General features: G+C 74.8%; 17 protein-coding genes. 8 read left to right on the top strand and 9 right to left on the bottom strand.

Annotation, left to right across the window (positions count from 1 at the left end; all coding sequences use genetic code 11):
• Positions 1–3: 3 nt before the first annotated feature.
• Positions 4–804 carry an ABC transporter permease gene (locus AB0P06_RS18675; RefSeq protein WP_363608683.1) on the bottom strand — a complete coding sequence of 267 codons (801 nt, stop codon included), beginning with the start codon at positions 802–804 and terminating at the stop codon, positions 4–6.
• Positions 805–920: 116 nt separating this feature from the next.
• On the bottom strand, positions 921–1754 hold the full coding sequence (gene modA / locus AB0P06_RS18670) for a molybdate ABC transporter substrate-binding protein (protein ID WP_363608565.1): 834 nt from the start codon (positions 1752–1754) through the stop codon (positions 921–923).
• Between the two features lie 333 nt (positions 1755–2087).
• Here modA and AB0P06_RS18665 point away from each other — a divergent pair, with 333 nt between their 5' ends.
• Both AB0P06_RS18665 and AB0P06_RS18660 read left to right on the top strand, forming a co-directional pair.
• On the top strand, positions 2088–3155 hold the full coding sequence (locus AB0P06_RS18665; RefSeq protein ID WP_363608563.1) for an RNA ligase (ATP): 1068 nt from the start codon (positions 2088–2090) through the stop codon (positions 3153–3155).
• A gap of 190 nt (positions 3156–3345) precedes the next feature.
• Positions 3346–4707, top strand: coding sequence for a cytochrome P450 (locus tag AB0P06_RS18660; RefSeq protein WP_363608561.1), 1362 nt, complete (start codon positions 3346–3348; stop codon positions 4705–4707).
• Between the two features lie 264 nt (positions 4708–4971).
• On the opposite strand, the gene AB0P06_RS18655 is transcribed toward AB0P06_RS18660, so the two are convergent.
• Positions 4972–5343, bottom strand: a complete 372-nt coding sequence (locus AB0P06_RS18655; RefSeq protein ID WP_363608559.1) for a hypothetical protein — start codon at positions 5341–5343, stop codon at positions 4972–4974.
• A 301-nt stretch (positions 5344–5644) separates the two neighbouring features.
• Between AB0P06_RS18655 and AB0P06_RS18650 the strand changes: the two genes are divergently transcribed.
• Together AB0P06_RS18650 and AB0P06_RS18645 are read left to right on the top strand one after the other, a co-directional pair.
• Positions 5645–6262: an RNA polymerase sigma factor gene (locus tag AB0P06_RS18650; protein WP_363608557.1), complete on the top strand. Its 618-nt coding sequence runs from the start codon at positions 5645–5647 to the stop codon at positions 6260–6262.
• Positions 6263–6307: 45 nt separating this feature from the next.
• Entirely contained in the window at positions 6308–7273 is a 966-nt protein-coding gene (locus AB0P06_RS18645) for a hypothetical protein (RefSeq protein ID WP_363608555.1), read from the top strand.
• Positions 7274–7380: 107 nt separating this feature from the next.
• On the opposite strand, the gene AB0P06_RS18640 is transcribed toward AB0P06_RS18645, so the two are convergent.
• On the bottom strand, positions 7381–8826 hold the full coding sequence (locus AB0P06_RS18640; RefSeq protein WP_363608553.1) for a cation:dicarboxylase symporter family transporter: 1446 nt from the start codon (positions 8824–8826) through the stop codon (positions 7381–7383).
• A 166-nt stretch (positions 8827–8992) separates the two neighbouring features.
• On the opposite strand from AB0P06_RS18640, the gene AB0P06_RS18635 reads away from it, so the two are divergent.
• Positions 8993–10633, top strand: coding sequence for an ATP-binding protein (locus AB0P06_RS18635; protein WP_363608550.1), 1641 nt, complete (start codon positions 8993–8995; stop codon positions 10631–10633).
• Complete coding sequence (locus AB0P06_RS18630) at positions 10630–11370, top strand: response regulator (RefSeq protein ID WP_363608548.1); 741 nt, start codon at positions 10630–10632, stop codon at positions 11368–11370. The genes AB0P06_RS18635 and AB0P06_RS18630 overlap by 4 nt, the downstream gene beginning before the upstream one ends.
• Before the next feature lie 70 nt (positions 11371–11440).
• On the opposite strand, the gene AB0P06_RS18625 is transcribed toward AB0P06_RS18630, so the two are convergent.
• Complete coding sequence (locus tag AB0P06_RS18625) at positions 11441–12067, bottom strand: methyltransferase domain-containing protein (protein WP_363608546.1); 627 nt, start codon at positions 12065–12067, stop codon at positions 11441–11443.
• 222 nt (positions 12068–12289) lie between these two features.
• Between AB0P06_RS18625 and AB0P06_RS18620 the strand changes: the two genes are divergently transcribed.
• Both AB0P06_RS18620 and AB0P06_RS18615 read left to right on the top strand, forming a co-directional pair.
• Positions 12290–13609, top strand: coding sequence for a diaminobutyrate--2-oxoglutarate transaminase family protein (locus AB0P06_RS18620; RefSeq protein ID WP_363608681.1), 1320 nt, complete (start codon positions 12290–12292; stop codon positions 13607–13609).
• Entirely contained in the window at positions 13606–15141 is a 1536-nt protein-coding gene (locus tag AB0P06_RS18615; RefSeq protein WP_363608544.1) for a pyridoxal-dependent decarboxylase, read from the top strand. The genes AB0P06_RS18620 and AB0P06_RS18615 overlap by 4 nt, the downstream gene beginning before the upstream one ends.
• Before the next feature lie 91 nt (positions 15142–15232).
• Here AB0P06_RS18615 and AB0P06_RS18610 read toward each other — a convergent pair whose 3' ends face one another.
• The 4 genes from AB0P06_RS18610 to AB0P06_RS18595 all read right to left on the bottom strand — a co-directional run bounded on the left by AB0P06_RS18610 (position 15233) and on the right by AB0P06_RS18595 (position 20973).
• The gene (locus tag AB0P06_RS18610; protein WP_363608679.1) at positions 15233–16033 is read right to left on the bottom strand and encodes an inositol monophosphatase family protein; all 801 of its coding nucleotides are present in this window, start codon (positions 16031–16033) and stop codon (positions 15233–15235) included.
• A gap of 152 nt (positions 16034–16185) precedes the next feature.
• Positions 16186–17400 (bottom strand): type III PLP-dependent enzyme, encoded by a 1215-nt coding sequence (locus AB0P06_RS18605; protein ID WP_363608542.1) that lies wholly within the window; start codon positions 17398–17400, stop codon positions 16186–16188.
• On the bottom strand, positions 17397–19199 hold the full coding sequence (locus AB0P06_RS18600; RefSeq protein ID WP_363608540.1) for an IucA/IucC family protein: 1803 nt from the start codon (positions 19197–19199) through the stop codon (positions 17397–17399). Before AB0P06_RS18600 ends, AB0P06_RS18605 begins: the two co-directional genes overlap by 4 nt.
• 88 nt (positions 19200–19287) lie before the next feature.
• Complete coding sequence (locus tag AB0P06_RS18595) at positions 19288–20973, bottom strand: IucA/IucC family protein (protein ID WP_363608677.1); 1686 nt, start codon at positions 20971–20973, stop codon at positions 19288–19290.
• Between the last annotated feature and the right edge of the window lie 83 nt (positions 20974–21056).

The raw sequence follows: 21056 nt of genomic DNA, 5'->3' as shown, positions 1-21056 counted from the left end.
CGCTCACGGGGTCGACATCCAGCGGTCGCGCAGCCCGACCAGGACGGCGATGGAGACCACCAGCAGCACCAGCGAGAGCGCGATCGCGGCCTCCGGGTCGGACTCCATGGCGAGGTAGACGGCGAGCGGCATGGTCTGGGTCTTGCCCGGGAAGTTGCCCGCGAAGGTGATCGTCGCGCCGAACTCGCCGAGCGCGCGGGCCCAGGCCAGTACGGCGCCGGCACCGATGCCGGGGGCGATCAGGGGCAGGGTGACCCGGCGGAACGCGGTCAGCCGGGAGGCGCCCAGGGTCGCGGCGGCCTCCTCGTACCGAGGGTCGGCGGCCCGCAGCGCGCCCTCGACGCTGATCACCAGGAACGGCATCGCCACGAACGCCTCGGCGATCACTACGCCGGTGGTGGTGAAGGGCAGCGTGATGCCGAAGGCGGAGTCCAGCCAGGAGCCGACGATGCCGCGCCGGCCGAGGACCAGCAGCAGCGCCACACCGCCGACCACCGGTGGCAGCACCAGCGGCAGGGTGACCAGCGCCCGGATGACGCGGCGGCCGGGCAGCTCGGTGCGCGCGAGCAGCCAGGCCAACGGCACCCCGAGCAGCAGCGACACCGCCGTGGCCGCCGTCGCGCAGACCAGCGAGAGGCGCAGCGCCTCCCAGACCTCGGCGCTGGTGAGCTGGTCGGACAGCGTGCTCCAGGGTGCCCGGACCAGGAGCCCGACCAGCGGGAGGATCAGGAACGCCAGCCCGAGCAGCGCCGGGAGCAGCAGCGCGACCGGGACGCGGTGTGGGCGCCGCCGTCGGCGCGGCATCCCCTTCCCTGGGTGCGCCGCGCCGCCGGTGCCGGTGTTGTGGCCGGTGCCACCGGTGCCGGTGGCACCGGTGGCACCGGTGCCGGTGGCACCGGTGGTCCCGGTGGTGCGTCCGCTCACGGTGCCTGGAAGCCCGCCGCGGTGAGTACCTGCGTGGCCTCGGGCGACTCGATGTAGGCGACGAAGGCGGCGGCGCCGTCCTTGTTCGGGGCCTTGGCCAGCGCGGCGATCGGGTAGTCGTTCACGGCCTTGTCGGCCTCGGGGAAGTCCACGCCGTCGATCTTCGCAGCATCGGCCTTCACATCGGTCTTGTACACCAGGGAGGCGTCGACCTCGCCCAGCTCGACCTTGGTCAGCGCGCCCTTGACGTCCTGCTCCAGGGTGACCGGGGTCAGGTTCACGTTGCCGGCCTTGAGCGCGGTCAGGGCGGCGGCGCCGCAGGGCACCTCCTTTGCGCACAGCGCGACCTTGACGCCGGGTGCGGTCAGGTCGCCCAGGCCCGCGATGTGCTTGGGGTTGCCCTTGGGGACGGCGATGGTGAGCGTGTTCTTGACGAAGGTCTTCGACTCGCCGCTGACCCCGCCCGCGTCGGTGACGGTCTTCATGGTGGCCGGGCTCGCGGCGGCGAAGACGTCGGCGGGGGCGCCGGAGTTGATGCTGGTGGCGAGGCCGGAACTGCCGCCGAAGTTGAACTTGACCTTGGCGCCCGGGTTGGCGGCCTCGAACTTCCTGCCGAGTTCGGTGAAGCTCTCCTTGAGCGAGGCGGCGGCGAAGACGTTGATCTCGCCGGAGGCCTTCGGGGTGCCGGCCGACCCGCTGGCGGAGGTGCCCGCGCCGCCCGAGCTCTTGCTGCCGCCGTCGCTGCCGCAGGCGGTGACCCCGAGGCCGAGGGCGAGGGCCACCGCGGTGGCGACGGCGACTCTGCGCGTGGTGGTCGTACGGGTGCTCATCGGTGGTTTCCCCTCCTGGGCGCGCCGGAAGGGCGCGGGGACTCGGTTGCAGATGCGGTCATTAAGGCGATCATAGTGTCGCAAATACGAGTGAAAGTTTGCCTGCCGCATTGCGCAGGCAAGGTGCATCAAGGGCGAGTGCCCCGCCGTGGGGAGCCTCAAACGGCGCCGCCCCCGGAAGCCCCGCCTCCCGCAAGCGTGCTCACGGAAGACCCGCCCCCGGAAGACCCGCCCCTGGAAACCCGTCGCGGCGAAGCGCCCCGGGGCGCGACAGTGGTCACCGTCCGTACGCACCGCCGGCCGACCGGCCGAGCCAAGGGGAGGAGCACACCCATGTCCACGCTGCGCGTCACCGCCGAGCGGCTGACCATCCTGGCGCACCCGAACGCCGACGCACTGGAACTCGCACAGGTCGGCCTCTACCGGGCGGTGGTCGCCAAGGGCGCGTACCGCAGCGGCGACTACGCCGTGTACATCCCCGAGCAGGCGGTCCTGCCCGCCCCGCTGATCGAGGAGCTGGGGCTGACCGGACGGCTGGCCGGCGGAAACGCCGACCGGGTCAAGGCGGTCCGGCTGCGCGGGGAACTGTCGCAGGGCATCGTCTGCCGTCCCGGCACGCTGGCCGGCACCGACCTGGCGGCCGCCGCCGAGCGCGGCGAGGACTTCGCCGACCTGCTGGGCGTCACCAAGTGGAAGCCGCCGGTCCCGACGTCGATGAACGGCGACGCGGTGAGCGCGCCGGATCTGCTGCCCTGGGTGGACATGGAGAATCTCAAGCGTTTCCCGAGCGTCTTCGAGCCGGGCGAACCGGTGGTGCTGACCGAGAAGCTGCACGGCAGCTGCTGCCTGGTCACCTACCACGCCGCCACCGGCGAGGTGCAGGTGTCGTCCAAGGGCATCGGGGCCCAGGGGCTGGCGCTGGCCGAGGACGAGCGGAACCTGTACTGGCGGGCGGTCCGGGCGTACGGCATACCGGCGGTGGCCGCCCGGCTGGCGGAGCGTCTCGGCGCCGAGCGGGTCGGCATCTTCGGCGAGGTCTTCGGCGCCGGTGTGCAGGACCTCACCTACGGCGAGTCCGGCCGCGCCGAGCTGCCCGGTTACGCCGCGTTCGACGTCTCGGCGGTGCTGGACGGACAGCTGCGCTGGCTGTCGGCCGCCGAACTGCTGGACGGCCGGCTGCCGCTGGTGCCCGAGCTGTGGCGCGGGCCGTTCGACCCGGACACCGTGCTGGCGCTGGCCCAGGGGCGGGAGACCGTCTCCGGGCGCGAGCTGCACCTGCGGGAGGGCGTGGTGATCCGCCCGGTGGCCGAGCGCTGGAGCCCGGTGGTGGGCGGGCGGGCCATTGCCAAGGTGGTCAGTGACGCCTACCTGACCCGCAAGGGCGGCACCGAGTACGAGTAGGCGCAGCCGGTGGGCGTGTACGGCCGGGGCGGCACATGCCGGTTGATGTATGAGCCGCGGCCGGGCGCCGGCGCTGCACGCCAGGGGCGTGCAGGGCGGTCGTGGGTGATCCGCGACCGCCGTTGTGAGCCCTTCTCCATGTGATTACCAGTCAGTTAAGTTCGGGGGACGGTACTGGAGGAGGAGACAGATGACCACCGCTGCCCAGATACCCGGCCCGCCCGGACTCCCGTTGATCGGGTCGATGCTGGACCTCACCCGGCGCCCGCTGCAGACCTACCTCGCCGCCCGGCGCGACTACGGGGACGTGGTCCGCTTCGTCGCCGGACCGCCCGGGCTCCGCGCCGAGTTCTTCATGGTGTTCTCCCCGGAGGGCGCCCACCAGGTGCTCGCCGGCGAGGCGGCCAACTTCCGCAAGGACAACGGCTTCTACGACGAGCTGCGGACCAGCATCGGCAACGGCCTGCTGACCAGCCAGGACAACGACTACCAGCGCCAGCGCCGGCTGATCCAGCCGCTGTTCACCCGCCGCCGGGTGGACGGCTATGTGGACGCCATCGCGCTGGAGGCGGATGCGCTCACCGAACGCTGGCGGGCGGTGCCCGGCGGTGTGGTGGACGCGGCGGACGAGATGTCCCGGTTCGCGCTGCGCGCCGTCGCCAGGATCCTCTTCGGCTCCGACGTGGAGGCGGCGGTGGAGGTGGTGCACCGTAGCTTCCCGGTGCTCGGCGAGTACATACTCGAGCGGGGTTTCTCCCCGGTCCGCATTCCGCGCGCCTGGCCCACGCCCGCCAACCGGCGCAACGCCGAGGCGCAGCGTGACCTCTACGGGATCTGCGACCAGATCATCGCCGAACGGTCGGCCCGGGCCGGGGCCGTCGAAACGGACGACCTGCTGGCACTGCTCGCCCGGGCCCGGGGCGAGGACGGCGCGGGCCTCGATCCGACGGAACTGCGGGACCAGGTCCTGATCTTCCTGCTGGCCGGGCACGAGACCACCGCGACCTCGCTCGCCTTCGGGCTGCACCTGCTCGCCCGGCACCCGGAGGAGCAGCGCCGCGCCCAGCGCGAGGCGGAGGCGGTGCTCACCGGCCGGTCGCCGACCGCCGCCGATCTGGAGGCCCTGCCGTACATCACCCAGGTGTTGAAGGAGGCGATGCGCCTCTATCCGGCGGCCGCGCTGATGGGTCGGCGCTCGGTGGCCGAGACGGTGATCGGCGGGCACGTCGTCCCGGCGGGCGCGCAGGTGATCCTCGCGCCGTGGGTCACCCACCGCCACCCCGACCACTGGGCCGACCCGGACCGCTTCGATCCGGACCGTTTCCTGCCCGGCCGGGAGAAGGAGCGGCACCGCTACGCCTGGTTCCCGTTCGGCGGCGGTCCTCGTGCGTGCATCGGGCAGCACTTCTCGATGCTGGAGGCGGTGCTGGCGATGGGGGTACTGCTGCGCGACTTCGACATCGAGGCGGTGGACCACGAGGTGGCGCTCGCTCAGGGGATCACCCTGCGGGCGGACAGCCCGATGCGGATCCGGCTGACGCCGCGGGGCTGACAGGCTGACAGACGGGCGGCGGGCGGCTGACAGGTGGCGGCCGGCAGAAAACAGATGACAGAAAACAGATGTCGGATAACAGATAACGAAAGTCGTCATCTGTTCGCCGTCCTCCCCGGTGGCACCGGGGTCGACCCGTTCGAGCGCGGGCCCGCCCCGGGTGGTGCGGTGTGCGCGGAAGGGGTGGGGGGTGCGGGCGGAGGGGGTGCCGCCCACCGGGACGGCACCCCCTCGCTCGTCTCCACTCGTCCGATCGCCCGCGGCTCAGCCGCGCGACTGGAAGGCGATCCTGGTCCAGCTGGAGCCCGGGCAGTTGCCCCAGACCGCCCACGGCTGCGGTCGCGCGCCGATCCACAGGCCGGTGGTGGAGGTGCCGTTGGCGCAGTAGGTGATGGTGCGCAACTCGCCGGAGTAGATCGTGCAGTTGCCTTCCCAGCGCCAGCCGTAGTTGGCGGTGATCACGCAGTGGTAGGAGGCGGCGATGGCGTCGGCCGTCGTCACGCCGGATCCGGCGGTGATGGACTGGTCGGGGACCGGCTCGGCGGTGGCCGGCAGGGCGGTGGTGCCGAGCACGCCGAGGGCGGCCACGGCTACCACGCCGAGCTTGGTGAAGGTCCTGGCGATACAACCTGACATGGCGTTGTCTCCTCGCTCATGGGGGTTCGTCCCGGCCGGGTGCGGTGCTGGTCGGAATTCCCCGACGCCACCCGATCGGTAACACAATGCACACGAATAACTGCAAAGAGTGAGACGACGAACTATGATGTGACCTGTGTCACAACTAGGCCTTCAGGGTGCCGATTTCCGAGGGGGCGGCATGGAACTCAGTGGTCGGTGCACAGGTGGGCGGGAGCCGGATTTCGGCGACGCCGGAGGCGTGCCCGGTCGCGCCCCGGATCCTGGGGCCGCGAATCCCGGCGCGGCTGATTTCGACCGGGTGTTCACGGAGCTGCTGCCCCGGCTCCATCGGGCGGCCGCCTCGCTCACCGGAAGTTCGCTCGCGGCCGGTGACGTGGTGCACGACGCGTATCTGCGAATAGCCCGGCGCCCCGAGCACTTCCTCGGCCATCCGCAGCCGTACGCCTACGTGTTCACCACGATGGCGAACATCGTGCGCGACCAGTGGCGCCGGGAGCGCCGCCGGGCGGCCCTGTCGGGGCCGGTCGAGGCCGAGTTCGGTGCGGCCGATCCCTTCGGCGGCGGGGTGGGCGAACTGCAGGCGCACTGGGAGGTGGTCCGGCTGCTGCGCTGTCTGACCGTCAAGCAGGCCCGGGTGGTGGTCCTGGTCGACCTCGACGGCTACAGCGTCGACGAGGCCGCCGAACTGCTGGGTGTGCACCGCAGCACCCTGGCGGTCACCCGGCGCCGCGCCCTGGGGCGGCTCCGAGCCGTCCTCGAACACGAACACGAGCGCGAACGCGGCCGCGAACCCGCCGTCGAACCCGAACCCGGCCCTGGCCCCGGCCCTGGCCCCGGCCCCGGCCCTGGCCCCGGACCCAGGCCCGGCCCCGGACCGGCGTCCGGTGCCGAAAGAGCTCCCGACGCACCGAACTGACGATGTGTCAGCTGATCCGCCGCCCCGGCCCGTACGCTGCGAATCGTGATCACGTACGAGGAGCAACGCCACCGCGCCCTGGCCGGCGAGGGCCGCTGGTCCGAACTGCTGGGTGTCTACCGGCAGGCCCGGGCGGCGGCCGTCGTACGCGGCGGTGAGGACTGGGCGGGGGTGGAGACCGCGCCGCTCGGCCATCTGATCGCCTACGCCGCCCCTCCCGAGCTGGCCGTCCGGCTGTTCGACCCGGACGGTGGCCCGGGCACCGCGGCCGGGGTCGCCGACCACGATGCCGGGCCGCTCTGGGAGGTGCTGGCGACCCGGCACTCGTGGCTGCGGCTGGCCCCGCTGCTCACCCCCGCGCCGGTCCGCCGGCTGGTCGCGCACACCCGGGTGCTGATCGGCGAGGACCTCTCGTACGGCGCCGAGCCCGCCCCGGAGGGCGTGCCGTTGCTGCTGGAGCCCTGGGAGTCGGCGGGCTGGGGCGAGGGCGCGCGGGTCCGGGAGTACCTGCCGTCCGGTGGCTCGTGCAGCGCGCTGCTCACGCTCCCGGCCTCCCGGGAGGGACTGGGCCCGGTGACACTGCCCGCGCCGGGCGCCCGGCTGCGTGGCCAGCGGGCGACCAGGGCGCTGGCCGCACTGGTGGGCTGGGCGGACTGGGCGGAGGTGGCCTGCGTACGCGGGCCGGCGCCGCAGGCGGTCGCACAGCTCGCCCCGGGGGCGCGGGTCACCGGGGGGTACCTGTCGTTCGCCGCCGCCTACCCGGCCCTGGTCCATGCGGGCGTCGCGGACCGGTCGCACGGCTCGGCGCACGGGCGGCTGGCCCTCTGGCGGGCGCTGGCCGCGATGGCCGGCGCCGACGGGCCGGACCGGGCCGAGGTGAACGCCCTGGTGGCCCGGATGCGCTGCTTCACCTGGTGCGACCCGGCGGACGGTCTGCGTCATCTGCATCTCGCGGTCGAGGACCCGGCGTCCGGCCTGAGCTGGGCGGTCAGCGGCTCCGAGGAGTTGTAGGGCCGGTCCGGCAGCCCCTGGCATCCTTCGGGGCCGCAACCGCGAACCCCCGGCCCGGCGCCGCTCGGGGGTTGGGCGAGGCGCCGGACCGGGGGAGAAGGGGAGGCTCAGGCGGCCGCCGGGGTGGGCGCGGGCGTCGGCTGGGCCCCGCCGGGTACGTCGGTCCCACCGGGCACACCGGCTTCGCCGGACCCCGCGTGGGCGTCCGCCCCCGGGTGGCCGTGCGCGTCGACCAGCGTCCGCTCGTCGAACGGAACCGCGCCCGCCAGCACCTGCCGGGCGCGCTCCCGGTCGAACTCGCCGGTCCACTGCCCGACCAGCACGGTGGCGACGGCGTTCCCGGCGAAGTTGGTCAGCGCCCGGGCCTCGGACATGAAGCGGTCGATGCCGACGATCAGGCCGACCCCGTCCACCAGCGCCGGCTTGTGCGACTGCAGCCCGCCCGCCAGGGTGGCCAGGCCGGCGCCGGTGACCCCGGCCGCGCCCTTGCTGGCGATCACCATGAAGACCAGCAGCGACAGCTGCTCGCCGAGCGACATCGGCTTGTCCATCGCCTCGGAGATGAAGATCGACGCCATGGTGAGGTAGATCGCGGTGCCGTCCAGGTTGAAGCTGTAGCCGGTCGGCACCGTGATGCCGACCACCGGGCGGCTGACGCCCAGGTGTTCCATCTTGGCGATCAGCCGCGGCAGCGCGCTCTCCGAGGAGGAGGTGGAGAGGATCAGCAGGAACTCGCGGCCGAGGTAGCGCAGCAGCGCGAACACGTTCACCCCGGCGACCAGGCGCAGCAGCGCGCCGAGCACCACGACCACGAACAGCGCGCAGGTGACGTAGAAGCCGATCATGATCACGGCGAGGCTCTTCAGCGCGGCCGTGCCGGTCGCCCCGACCACCGCGGCCATCGCGCCGAACGCGCCGATCGGTGCCACCCACATGATCATCGCCATGATGCGGAACACCAGCCGCTGCATGTGCTCGATCCCGCGCAGCACCGGGGCGCCGACCGGGCCCATCGCCTGGAGGGCGAAGCCGGCCAGCAGCGCGACCAGCAGGGTCTGGAGCACCTTGCCCTCGGTGAGGGACGAGACCATGGTGGTCGGGATCATCCCGAGCAGGAAGTCGGTGGTGGACTGCGCCTCGCCGGCGGCGGCCTGGGCGTGGCCGGACTTGGCGAGCGCCGCGGTGAGGTGGAGGCCGGAGCCGGGCTCCAGCAGGTTGCCGACCGCCAGGCCGATGGCCAGCGCCACGGTCGACATGGCGAGGAAGTAGCCGAGGGCGAGCCCACCGACCTTGCCGACCTTGGCGGCCTTGGTCACCGAGCCGATGCCCAGCACGATGGTGCAGAAGATGACCGGGCTGATCATCATCTTGATCAGGTTGACGAAGCCGGTCCCGACCGGCTTGAGGCCGACCGCGAAGCCGGGCGCGGCCAGTCCGACCACGACGCCCGCGACCACCGACGCGATCACGGCGAGGTAGAGGTAGTGGGTGCGGTCCTTCGCTCTGACCCCGGCCGGCCGACCGGTCGGCCCTGCGACTCCGGTGATGGACATCTGCGGCTCCTTCGCCCTTGCACGTCCGGCAAGTCCTGGCGGCCCCGGGTGGTGGGCCGCTCCGACTATGGGCCCGCCTCGTGACGAAGGTCACGTTTGTGTTCATAGAGTTCACGGCACGCGGTGGCCGGCGGCTCTGCTCCGGGTGTGGTGCACACTGTCAGGCATGTCCGTGCGCACCCTCCCCGCTCCGCGCCGGCTGGTCCGCAGTCTGGCCGGGCAGCTCTTCGTCGTCCAAGTGGTCATCGTCGCCGCGGTGGTGGCGGGCGGCGCCGTGCTCGCCTACCTGTTCACCGCCGGCCGCACCGAGGCCGCGGCCCGCCGCCAGGTCACCGCCGTCGCCCGCGCGGTCGCCGATTCCCCGTCGGTGCGGGCCGCCGTCGCCGGGCCGGACCCGTCCGCGCTCCTCCAGCCGTACGCGGAGCAGGTGCGGGCGGACACCGGGGTCTCCTTCGTCACCGTGATGGACACCGCCGGGGTGCGCTGGACCCACCCGCTGCCCGGGCAGATCGGCAGGACCTTCCTCGGGCACATCGACTGGGCGCTGGCGGGGGAGACCCGCAGCGAGACGTACACCAGCACGCTGGGCCCGTCGGTCCGCGTCGTCACGCCCGTGCTGGACGACCGGGGCCGGGTGGTCGCGCTGGTCAGTGCGGGCCTCACGGTGCAGTCCATCTCCGCCCAGCTGCGCGGGCCGCTGCTGGCCCTGGCCGGTGTCGCGGTGGCCGCGCTCGCCCTCGGCGGGCTCGGCACCTACCTCGCCAACGCCCGGCTGCGGCGGCACACCCACGGCATGGGGCCGGCCGAACTCAGCCACCTCTACGAGTACCACCAGGCCACCCTGCACTCGGTGCGCGAGGGCCTGGTGCTGCTCGACCGTGGGCACCGGGTGGTGCTCTGCAATGACGCGGCCCGCGAACTCCTCGGCCTGTCGGGGGAATTGGAGGGGCAGCCGATCGCCGGTCTGGGCCTGCCGGAGGCGCTGCTCGACGCCGTGCTCGGCGCCGGGCCGGCGCGCGACGAGGTCCACCTCACCGCCGAGCGGGTGGTGGTGCTCAACACCTCCGTCATCGGCACCGGCCTCGGCCGGGTCGTCACCCTTCGCGACCACACCGAACTACAGTCCCTGAGTGGCGAGTTGGACTCCGTCCGGGGCTTCACCGAAGCGCTCGGCGCACAGGCGCACGAGGCCGCCAACCGGCTGCACGCCGTCGTCTCGCTGATCGAACTCGGCTGCCACGAACAGGCGGTGGAGTTCGCCACCGCCGAACTCGCCCTCGCCCAGCAGCTCACCGACCGGGTGGTCGCCGCCGTCGGCGAACCCGTACTGGCCGCCCTGTTGCTGGGCAAGGCCGCCCAGGCGGCCGAGCGGGGAGTGGACCTGACCCTCACCGAGGACAGCCGCATCGACGACGGTGTGCTGCCGCCGGACCTCTCCGACCGCGATCTGATCACCGTCCTCGGCAACCTGCTCGACAACGCGGTGGACGCGGCCGTCGCCGGCGCCGCCGGGAACCCCGCCCCGCCCGAGGTCGCCGTCACCGCCCGGATCGACGACGGCCACCTGCTGCTGCGGGTCGCCGACACCGGTGCCGGGATCGACCCGGCCGCCGTGGACGACGTGTTCCGGCGCGGCTGGAGCACCAAGCGGGACGCCCACGGGCACGGCCTCGGGCTCGCCCTGGTCGCCCAGACCGTCCGGCGCAACGGCGGCACCGTCGAGGTCGGACGCGAGCACGGCGCGGTGCTGACCGTCCGGCTGCCGCTCACCCCGGCCGCCCGGCCGCAGCCGGCGGTGGCCCGGTGACCCCCGCACCTCCCGCCGTGCCGCCGACGCCGGCCGGACCGCCCGCGATCTCCGTCCTGGTGGTCGAGGACGACCCGGTGGCCGCGGCCGCCCACACCCTGTACGTCGAGCGCGAACCGGGCTTCCGCGCCGCCGGGACGGTGCACAGCTGCGCCGACGCCCTGCGCTTCCTGGACCGGGCCCGCGCCGCCGGGACGCCCGTCGACCTCACCCTGCTCGACCTCTACCTGCCGGACGGCCACGGGCTCCAGCTCTGCCGCGGCCTGCGCGCCGCCGGCCACACCACCGACATCATCGCCGTCACCTCCGCCCGCGACCTGGCCATGGTCCGCCAGGCGGTCTCGGCGGGGGTCGTCCAGTACCTGCTGAAACCCTTCAGCGGCGCCGCCCTGCACGACCGCCTGGAGCGCTACGCCCGCTACCGCGACAGCCTGGGCCGTACCGGCGAGGCCACCGGCCAGGACGAGGTCGACCAGGCCCTCGCGCTGCTCCGCACCCCCGAGCGCACCGACCTGCCCAAGGGTCTCAGCGCCCCCACCCTGGACACCGTCGCCACCGTCCTGCGCGAGGCCGCCACCGGCCTCTCCGCGGCCGCGGCCGGCACCGAGGCCGGCGTCTCCCGGATCACCGCCCGCCGCTACCTGGAACACCTCGTCGACACCGGCCTCGCCGTCCGCGAACCCCAGTACGGCACGGTGGGCCGCCCCGAGCTCTGCTACCGCTGGCGGGGCAGGTGAGCCCCGGAGGCCGCCGCCCGGGGCGACCGCCCCGGACCCGGACGTGCGACCGGGCCGCTGCCGGTGCCGACTACGGGTGGACCCGGGTCGCCAGGGCGAGGTACCGGTCGTCCCGGTCCGTGTAGCTGTCCAGGTGCCAGCCGGCGGCGGCGAGGAGGGGGCGCAGGCGGGGTTCGGCGCGCAGGTCGTCGGGGGTGAGGGCGCGGCCGTGGCGGGCGGCGAGGGCGGCGCGGCCGACGGGGTGGAACAGGGCGAGGGCGGCGCCGGTGCGGGTGACGCGGGCGAGTTCGCACAGGGTGCGGGCCGGGTCGGGGAGGTGGGAGATCAGGCCGGCCGCGAACACGGCGTCCAGGGCGGCGCCGGGCAGCGGCAGCCGGGCGCAGTCGGCGAGCAGCAGGGTGGCGGTACCGGGGTGGCGGGTGGCGGCCTGCTGGAGCATCTCGGGGGTGACGTCGGCGCCGAACACCCGGCCCTCGGCGGCGACCGCCGCGCGCAGCAGGGGCAGGGCGCGGCCGGTGCCGCAGCCCGCGTCGAGGACGGACTGCCCGGGCCGCAGGCCGAGTTCGGCGATCGCGGCCGCGTAGCGCGGGCCGTCGTCGGGGAAGCGGGCGTCCCAGTCGGCGGCGCGGGTGGCGAAGAACTCGCGGGTCCGGGCGAGTTCGGCATCGTACGGCGAGGACGGGGGCAGCTGCGGCATGCCCGGAAGAGTAGCGCGCGGGCCGTAACCACCAGGGCGGTCGCTCGTTGGAGAAGCGGGGTTCGTGTCACTCGCCAGGGTGGTTCTCGCTGCCTGTGGGGGGAGCCGACACCAACGGTCGGTAAAGTTAGGCTTACCTAACTTGACTGGGAGTATGCCTTGACGCTCGCCGCTGAGCCCGCCACCGGGCCCGCCGTCCCCGCCCAGGCCCCGGGCGACGCCATCCTGCGCCGCCAGCGCGTCCGCGAGTCCGCCGCCCGTACCTACGCCCGCTCGTTCCCGATCGTCCCCGTGCGCGCCAACGGCATGACCGTCGAAGGTGCCGACGGCCGCCGCTACCTGGACTGCCTCTCCGGCGCCGGCACCCTCGCGCTCGGCCACAACCACCCCGTGGTGCTGGAAGCGATCCGCCGCACCCTCGACAGCGGAGCGCCGCTGCACCTGCTGGACCTCGCCACCGCCGAGAAGGACGACTTCACCACCGCCCTGTTCGAGAGCCTGCCGAAGGGCTTCGGCGAGCACGCCCGGGTGCACTTCTGCGGCCCCGCCGGGACGGACGCCGTCGAGGCCGCGCTCAAGCTGATGCAGACCGCCACCGGCCGCTCCGGCGCCCTCGCCTTCACCGGCGCCTACCACGGCATGACGGCCGGGGCCCTCGCGCTGACCGGCAACGTCGCCGTCAAGGAGCCGCTCCCCGGCGGCGGGGAGGTGGTCCGGCTGCCCTACCCGTACGGCTACCGCTGCCCGTTCGGCGTCGGTGGCGAGACCGGCGCGGACCTCGCCGCGACCTATGCCGAACGGCTGCTGGACGACCCCTCGGGCGGGGTGGTCAAGCCCGCCGCGATGGTCCTGGAGGTGGTCCAGGGCGAGGGCGGCGTCGTTCCCGCCCCCGACGGCTGGCTGCGCGCGATGCGCCGGATCACCGCCGAGCGCGGCATCCCGCTGATCGTGGACGAGGTGCAGACCGGCGTCGGCCGCACCGGCGCGATGTGGGCGGTCGAGCACAGCGGGATCGTCCCCGACGCGATGGTGCTCTCCAAGGCGATCGGCGGCAGCCTCCCGCTCGCGGTCGTGGTCTACCGCGAGGACTACGACGGCTGGCGGCCCGGCGCGCACACCGGCACCTTCCGCGGCAACACCCTCGCCATGGCAGCCGGCGCGGCCACCCTCCGGTACGTCGCCGCCCACGGCCTGGCCGAGCGCGCCGCCCTGGTCGGCGCCAGGATGACCGGGTGGCTGCGGGCCCTCGCCGACGAACTGCCGGTGATCGGCGACGTCCGCGGCCGCGGGCTGATGCTCGGCGTCGAACTCGTCGACCCGGACGCCGAACCGGACGCCTGCGGAGCCCGCCCGGCCGCGCCCGCCCTCGCCGTCAGGGTCCGCGAGGCCTGCCTGGCCCGCGGCCTGATCGTCGAACTCGGCGGCCGCCACGACGCCGTACTGCGCCTGCTCCCGCCGCTCACCATCACCGACGAGCAGGTCGCCGCGGTCCTCGACCGGCTCGCCGACGCCATCCGGGCCGCCTCCGGGGAAGCCCGGTGACGGCCCCCGACGAGCCCCGCCTCGACGGATCCCCGCCGGCGAACCCCGGCCCGGTCGACACCCCGCTCGACACCCCGCTCGACGCTCTGGCCGGCGGTGTCGCCGGCCCCGCCGCGCTCGGGCCGCTGCTGGCCACCGTGCTGGACGCGCTCGACACCGGGGCCGCCCGGCGCGGCGGTCCGCTGCCCGCCGGCAGCCCGGCCGCGATCGCCGCGCTGGTCACCGAGACCCTGGCCGGCGCCCACGGCCGGGGCGCGCTCGCCCGCCTCACCGAACTGCTGGCCCACGGCGCCGCCGACCCCGCCGACCCGGCCTGCGCCGCCCACCTGCACTGCCCACCGCTCGCCGTCGCGGCCGCCGCCGACCTCGCGGTCAGCGCCCTCAACCCCTCCCAGGACTCCTGGGACCAGGCCCCCGCCGCCACCGCGCTGGAGACCGCGCTGATCGACGAACTCGCCGCCCTGGTCGGCTACGACCCGGCCCGCGCAACCGGCGTGCTCACCTCCGGCGGCACCGAGTCCAACCTGATGGGCCTGATGCTGGCCAGGGACCAGAAACTCGACGGCATCGTCGAGTTGGACGGCATCCCGGCGGGTGTGACCCCCCGGATCATCGCCTCCCGCGCCGCGCACTTCTCCGTCCAGCGCGCCGCCGCCCTGCTCGGTCTCGGCGAACGCGCTGTCGTCCCCGTCCCGGTCGACCGCGAACTGCGCATGGACCCGGCCGCGTTGGAACGCGCCCTGGCCGAGACCAGCTGGGCCGGGCAGACCCCGATCGCCGTCGTCGCCACCGCCGGCACCACCGACACCGGCGCGATCGACCCGCTGCACACCGCCGCCGACCTCGCCGCCCGCTACGGTGCCTGGCTGCACGTGGACGCCGCGTACGGGGGCGGCGCGCTGCTCTCCGCGCGGCTCGCCCCGCTGCTGGACGGCATCGCCCGCGCCGACTCCGTCTCCCTCGACTGGCACAAGCTCGGCTGGCAGCCCGCCGCCGCCGGGATCTTCCTGACCCGCCGCGCCGAGAGCTACGTCTCGCTCGCCCGCCGCGCCGAGTACCTCAACCCGGCCGACGACGAGCAGGCCGGCTACCCCAGCCTGCTCGGCCGCTCACTGCGCACCACCCGGCGGGCCGACGCCTTCAAGATCGCCGTCACCCTGCGCACGCTCGGCCGGGACGGCCTGGGCAGGCTGGTCGACGCCTGCCACGAACTCGCCCTCGACACGGCCGAGGCCGTCCGCGCCGAGCCCGAACTGGAACTGCACGGCGAGCCCGTCCTCACCACGGTGGTGTTCCGCTACCGCCCGCCGGGGGAGCGGGACCCCGCCGCCGTGGACCGGCTCAACGGCGACCTGCGCCGGGCGCTGCTGCGCACCGGCCGGGCCGTGGTCGGCCGTACCGAGCTGCCGGGCGAGGGCCCCGGCCGGGTCCGGCTGAAGCTGACGCTGCTCAACCCGCACACCACCCCGGCCGACGTGGGCGCGCTGCTGCACGAGGTGGTCCGGGCGGGCCGGGAGGCCGGGGCGGGGTGACGCGGGGCCGCCGCGACCACGTCCGCGCGGCGGCGGTTGGCCGGTGGTCCGGGCGGGCCGGTGGTTCGGGCGGGCCGGGGCCAGGCGGGCGCTACTCCCCGAACAGGACGGCCCGGGTCTGCTGCCAGGTCTCCTGGTCGGCGGCGACCAGCAGCCCGTCCTCGCCGCCCGGCGCCTCCGGCCGGTACGGGCTGCCGTCCAGCCGGGCGGAGACCCCGCCGGACTCGGTGACCAGCAGCGAACCGGGGGCGTGGTCCCACGGCAGGGTGCGCCAGTAGAGGATGAAGTCCAGCGCTCCCTCGACGAGGTCCGGGTACTCGATCCCGGCGGCGTTCCGGCCGGGCGTGAGCTCGCCGAAGGCCGCCGCGGCGCTGGTCTGGAGCCGGCGGTGCGACGCCGGGTCGAGGTAGCGGCTCTTCACCGAGCCGCGCCACTTGGCGGGCACGGCGGGTGCCGGGGTCCGGGTCAGCCGGTGGCCGTTCCGCCAGGCGCCGGCGCCCAGTTCGGCGCTGTAGCAGGTGGCGGTGGCCGGCTGCCAGATCCACGCGGCGACGGTCTGCCCGGCGCGCACCAGCGAGGCCATCACGGCGTAGTCGGGGCGCCCGGCGATGAAGTTCGACGTGCCGTCGACCGGGTCCACCAGCCAGACGGCGGGCTCCGAGTGCAGGGCCTGTGCGAGGGCCGGGTCGGCGGCCACGGCCTCCTCGCCGACCACCGGGACGGGCAGCAGCTCGCGCAGCCGCCGCTCGATGATCACCTCGGCCTCGCGGTCGGCTATGGTCACGAGGTCGCCGGGGGCCTTCTCCATCACCTCGCCCGCGGCCAGGGCCCGGAACCGCGGCTCGACCACCTCGGCCGACGCCTCGGCGAGGATCTCCGCCACCTTGTCCATCAGCACGTGCCCGCTCCCTTCGCTGCCTACCACTCTCGCACGCCTGTGCGGTGGTGACCTGCGGCAGCCCCCTCGGCGGGGCGCGCGTCGCGGCCCCGCGCCGGGCTCCGCCGGTGTCCTCGGCAGCCCCCGGCAGCCTCCCGGCTGTGCCGTCAGCCGTCCCCGGTGGCCGCCCCGTCCAGATAGTGGAAGCCCGGGCGAGGGTGCATCAGGAACTCGTGGTGCGAGATGTTCCACCCGTACGCGCCGGCCATCGCGAACAGCACCCGGTCCGCCGTGCGCAGACCGTCCGCCGCCGGGGCGGCGCGGGCGAGCACGTCCTTCGGGGTGCAGAGCTGACCGGCCAGGGTGGCCCGGCCGGTGGTGACGGCGGGCCGCGGCCAGGGGTGGGGCCAGTCCGGCACCGGCAGCACCGAGAACGGCTGGTCGTGGCCGCGGGTGGCGGGGGTGCGCAGATGGTGGGTGCCGCCGCGGACCACCGCGAAGTCCTCGCCGTGGCTCCGCTTCACGTCCAGGACCTCGGTGGCGTACCAGCCGCAGTAGGAGGTCAGCGCGCGCCCCGGCTCGATCCGCAGGGTCAGGCCGGGGTGGCGGTCGAGAAGTCCGGCCAGGCCCGCGCCGAAGGCCGTCCAGTCGAAGCGGGCGGCCGGGTCGGCGTAGTCCACGGCCATGCCGCCGCCCACGTTGACCTCGTCCAGGACGAACCCGTGCCGGGTGGCCAGCGCGGCCGACCAGCCGACGATCCGCTCGGCGAGGGCCAGCTGCTCCCCGGCGGCCAGCCCGCTGGCCAGGTGGGCGTGCACACCGCGCAGCCGCAGCCGCCGTCCGAGCGGCCCGGCGAGCAGCCGGACGCACTCCTCGGCCCGCTCCGGGTCCAGCCCGAACGGGGTCGGCCGCCCGCCCATCGCCAGCGCCACCGAGGCGAGCGTGCCCGTCGCCACCGGCAGGTTGACCCGCAGCAGCACGTCCACCACGGTCTGCGGCCGCCCGGCCAGGACGGCGGCCAGCCGGTGCAGCTCCTGCTCGCTCTCGACGTGCCAGCGGTGCACCCCGGCGGCCACGGCGGCGGCGATCTCGGCGGGCGTCTTGCCCGGGCCGCCGAACGCCAGCCGGGCGCCCGGCACACTCGCCCGGACATGGGCCAACTCGCCTCCGCTGGAGACCTCGTAGCCGTCCACGGTGTCCCGCAGCGCGGTCAGCAGGGGGGCCTCGGGGTTGGCCTTGGCGGCGTAGTACAGCTCGACCCGCCGGGGCAGCGCGGCCCGGACGGCGGCGGCGTGCGCGCGCAGCGCCGCCAGGTCGTAGACGTAGGCGGGCAGCGCCTCCGGCGCGAGGCCGGCCACGTGCCGGCGGACGGCCTCGGTCATCGGGCACTCCCTGCGGCAGCGGGAACGGGGGCGGTCGCGGTGGCGGGAACGGCGGTGGCGGGAACGGGCCGAGTGCCCGCGAGCGCGTCCCGGCCCGGGGGCTGCGCGGCCCCCGCCAGGATGTGCCCGGCCAGCGGGGACGGCAGCCGGACGTACCCGGCCTCGCGGTCCGCCTTGCGCTCCCAGCGGGTGAGCAGGTTGGCCTTGGCGGGCAGCGGCGCCCCGGCGAGCAGGGCGCGCAGCCTCGGCGGGCAGCCGTGGGCGTGTGCGTACCGTGCCAGTGTGTGGCGGACGGCCTCCCAGAGGGCGCCCTCCAGCGCGGGGTGGCGGTCGGCGAGCGCGGCCAGCAGTTCGGCGATGTGGTTGACCAGCAGGCAGTAGACGACGCGGTCCCAGCCGCGCTCGGCGTCGTACGCCATCGGCCCGGCCACCTCGGGCGGCAGGACGGCGAGCGGGGCGGCGTTCCGTTCGGGGAGGAGCTTGGTGCCCTCCAGGTCGCGGAAGATCACCTGGGCGGGCCACCCGGCCGCGTCCACACCGATCAGCACGTTCTGCAGGTGCGGCTCCAGCACCACGCCGTGGTCGAAGTAGGCGGCCAGCACGGGTGGGACCAGCAGCCGCAGATAGGCGTTCCACCAGTCGAGCGCCGCCCGCCCGTCCTCCCGTCGTTCCCCGCCCCCGGGGCCGTCCCGCTGCCCGAGCAGCCGCGAGATGTGCGCCGAGCTGGTCGGGTGCTCGTCGGCGACGGCGGCCGCGAGCAGCGGGGTGACGCCGGGCCGCAGCACACCGGCGAAGCCCTCCCGGACGATCAGGCCGAAGCCCTCGTACAGCGCCTGGTCCGGGCGGCCGTCGGCGCCGGGCAGGGCGAGGGTGCGGAACGCCGGTTCGCGCAGCACTGCGGCGTCCGGGAAGCGCTCGGCGAGGTCGGCCAGCGCCGGGGCGAGCAGCCGGGTGAGCGCGACGGCGCCGGTCAGCTCGTACGCGGCGTTCTTGCGCAGGCAGTTGGTGATCCGGACGTTGAGGCTGAACTTCAGGAACGCGCCCGCGCCGTGCAGGGTGCGCACCGAGGCGGTGGCGGTGAACGGTTCCCCGCCGGGCCCGAGGTCCAGGATCTCCCCGCCGGCCAGCGCGTCACGCAACAGCGGGTGGTCGGCGAGGAGCTGGTACTGCCAGGGGTGGGCGGGCAGCAGTCGGTAACCGGCGGGCGCCTCGCCCAGTCCGTCCAGCAGCGCGGTGGCCCGCTCGTCCAGCGAGGAGTGCGCGAGCAGTTCCTCCCGGACGGCGAGGTGATGCAGCCGGAAGACGGCCCGGGACTCCGGCGCGTAGGCGCGCCAGTCGCCGCGCGCGGCGGAGCGGGACTTCGGGGCGGGGTGGAAGCGATGGCCGAACAGCAGGGCCTGCTCGGACTCCAGGTAGCGGTCGGTGCCGGGTTGTGGTCGGTTCTCCAGCCCCTCCCGCACGCCGTCATGGCTGGACGCCAGCTGGTCGAGGAACTCCTCGTTCACCGTTCCGGTCCGCAGCTCCAGCTCGTGCTGGACGTGCCCGGCCAGCTCACGCCAGTCCAGCTCGGTCCAGCCGTCCGGGCGTTCCTCCTCCACCGGGCCGGTGAAGCGGTGCGCGCCGAGCAGCGAGGTGCGGCGCAGCGTGATCCGCAGCCGGACGCCCCGCCGGGGCAGCCGGACCAGCAGCCGGCCGTCGGTGACGGCGGTCCGGCGCTCGGGTGCGGAGACCTCGCGCAGCAGGCAGTTGAGCAGGGTGTGGGCCACCGCCTGGTCGGCGGTCGGCAGTTCGTGGGTCATCGGCGACTCCAGCGCTTGCGGGACGGGAGGGCTGATCCGGTGGCCGTGACGGCACCGATTCCGGAGTACCACGCCACGGTGTTCGCGCTCATCGCGCGGGCCCGGGCGCCAGGAGGTAGTTGGGGCCGCTGGTGTAGTGCTTGTTGATGTCGGCGGCACCCGAGCGCTGCTTGCCGAGCAGGGTGCCGGCGGTGACCATGGCCTTGACGGGCAGCCGCCCGGCGTCCAGCAGGGCGGTGCGCAGCGGTGCGCCGGCCGGTCCGATCCGGTCGACGGCCTCGGTCAGGCGGCCGCGCAACAGGGCCAGGGTGTCGGTGAGTTCGGCGCGGCCGTGTGCGGCGAGGCCGAACGCCAGGGCGCCGGTGCAGAGATGGCCGGTGATGGTGGTGAACAGGTCGGTCAGCGGCCGGTCGTCCGTGCCGAAGATCCGGGCGTCGTCGAACTCCTCCCGGGCCGGGGCCTGTTCGCCGAGGGTGGCGGCGAGCCGGCCGGTGTGGACGCGCGGTCCGTCGTCGTCCTTGTAGAGCAGTCGCAGGCCGTCGCCGTCCAGGACGAGCGAGGTGTTCTGCTGGTGGGACTCCAGCGCGATGCCATAGCCGAACAGTGTGGTCTGCCAGTCGAGCAGCAGCTCCAGCAGGGCGTCGTAGAGGGCGAGCGGGTCACCGCCGTAGTAGCGGTCGGCCAGGTGGTCGAGGACGAGGCGGCCGCCGGGGGCGGGGGCCAGCAGGGCGGCCAGCGGGACGGTGACGGCCCGGTCGAGGCCGGCGGGGTAGCGGCGGCAGAGGACGGCGAGCAGTTCGTGCCCGGCGTGGGCCCAGCTCTGTTCGTCGGCGTGCAGGATTCGCCCGGCCAGGCGCGGTTCGCGGGCCAGCACGGCCTCGACCAGTCGCTGGCCGGCGGCGCCGTCGAGCAGGGTGCCGGGCTTGATGGTGCGCCGGTTGAGCCGGCCCAGCGTGGCGGTGGCGAGCGGGAGTTTGAGGTGGCGGGCGGGGTCGTCGGCGACCGCGACGGTGCGCATGGAGAGGGTGGGGACGACGGTCAGGTAGGGCCGGTCGGCGAGCACGGCGCGGTCGGCCAGGCCGGTGGCGCGCAGGGCCTCGGCGAGCGGCGCGCCGACGGTGAGGGGGTGCACCGGCAGGGTGGCCCAGGCGGCGTCGCCGCCGTCCAGGTCGAGGCCGAGCCAGCTGGGGGTGGGCCACCAGCTGGGCAGCGGCCGGTCGCCGTGCGCGGTGACGGCGCCGGCCGGGAGGGCCAGCCAGCGCAGTTCGAAAGCCGGGTGGAACTCCGGTGCATACGAGCGGAGTTGCTGTTCGGTGAGGCCGGCCCGGCCGCGCGCGGTGGGGTAGACCGGGTGGTCGAGATAGGCGGCGAGGGTGTCGTGGCCGAGGGCGGCGGCGGGGCCGGTCCAGTCGGCCGGGTCCGCGCCGTAGAGGTCGGTGAGCGCGGTGTGCACCTCGGCCCGGGAGCGCCGGTGCAGTTCCATGGTGGCCAGGGTCTGCCGGCACTCCTCGGTGAAGGCCGCCCAGCCGGGCCGGTCCTCGTCCTCGGAGAGCCCGGCAAGGGCGGCCACCACGGCCTCCAGGGAGGTGAGTCCGGTGCCGTGGAGTTCCAGCAGCGGCCACCGGGCCGCGTACTCGCACTGGAAGCCCTCCGTGGCGACGGGCAGGGCGAGGCCGGCCTCGGGGAGGACCAGCCAGCACCCGTCCGCCCGGTCCTCGGGCCGGCTGTGGCTGCGCAGCCCGAGCACGTCCTCGCGCAGCAGCGCGGAGAGCACCCGCAGGGTCAACTGGGCTTCGGCGGAATGGGGTTCGAAGGAGTCCGGGCCGGTGGTGTTCGCATCGGGTGCAGGGCGCGCGG

The organism is Kitasatospora sp. NPDC088351 (genome assembly GCF_040685575.1).
In the GTDB taxonomy this organism is placed as follows: domain Bacteria; phylum Actinomycetota; class Actinomycetes; order Streptomycetales; family Streptomycetaceae; genus Kitasatospora.
Note: the sequence above shows the minus strand (reverse complement) of the source record. Positions and strands in the feature narration are given on the sequence as shown.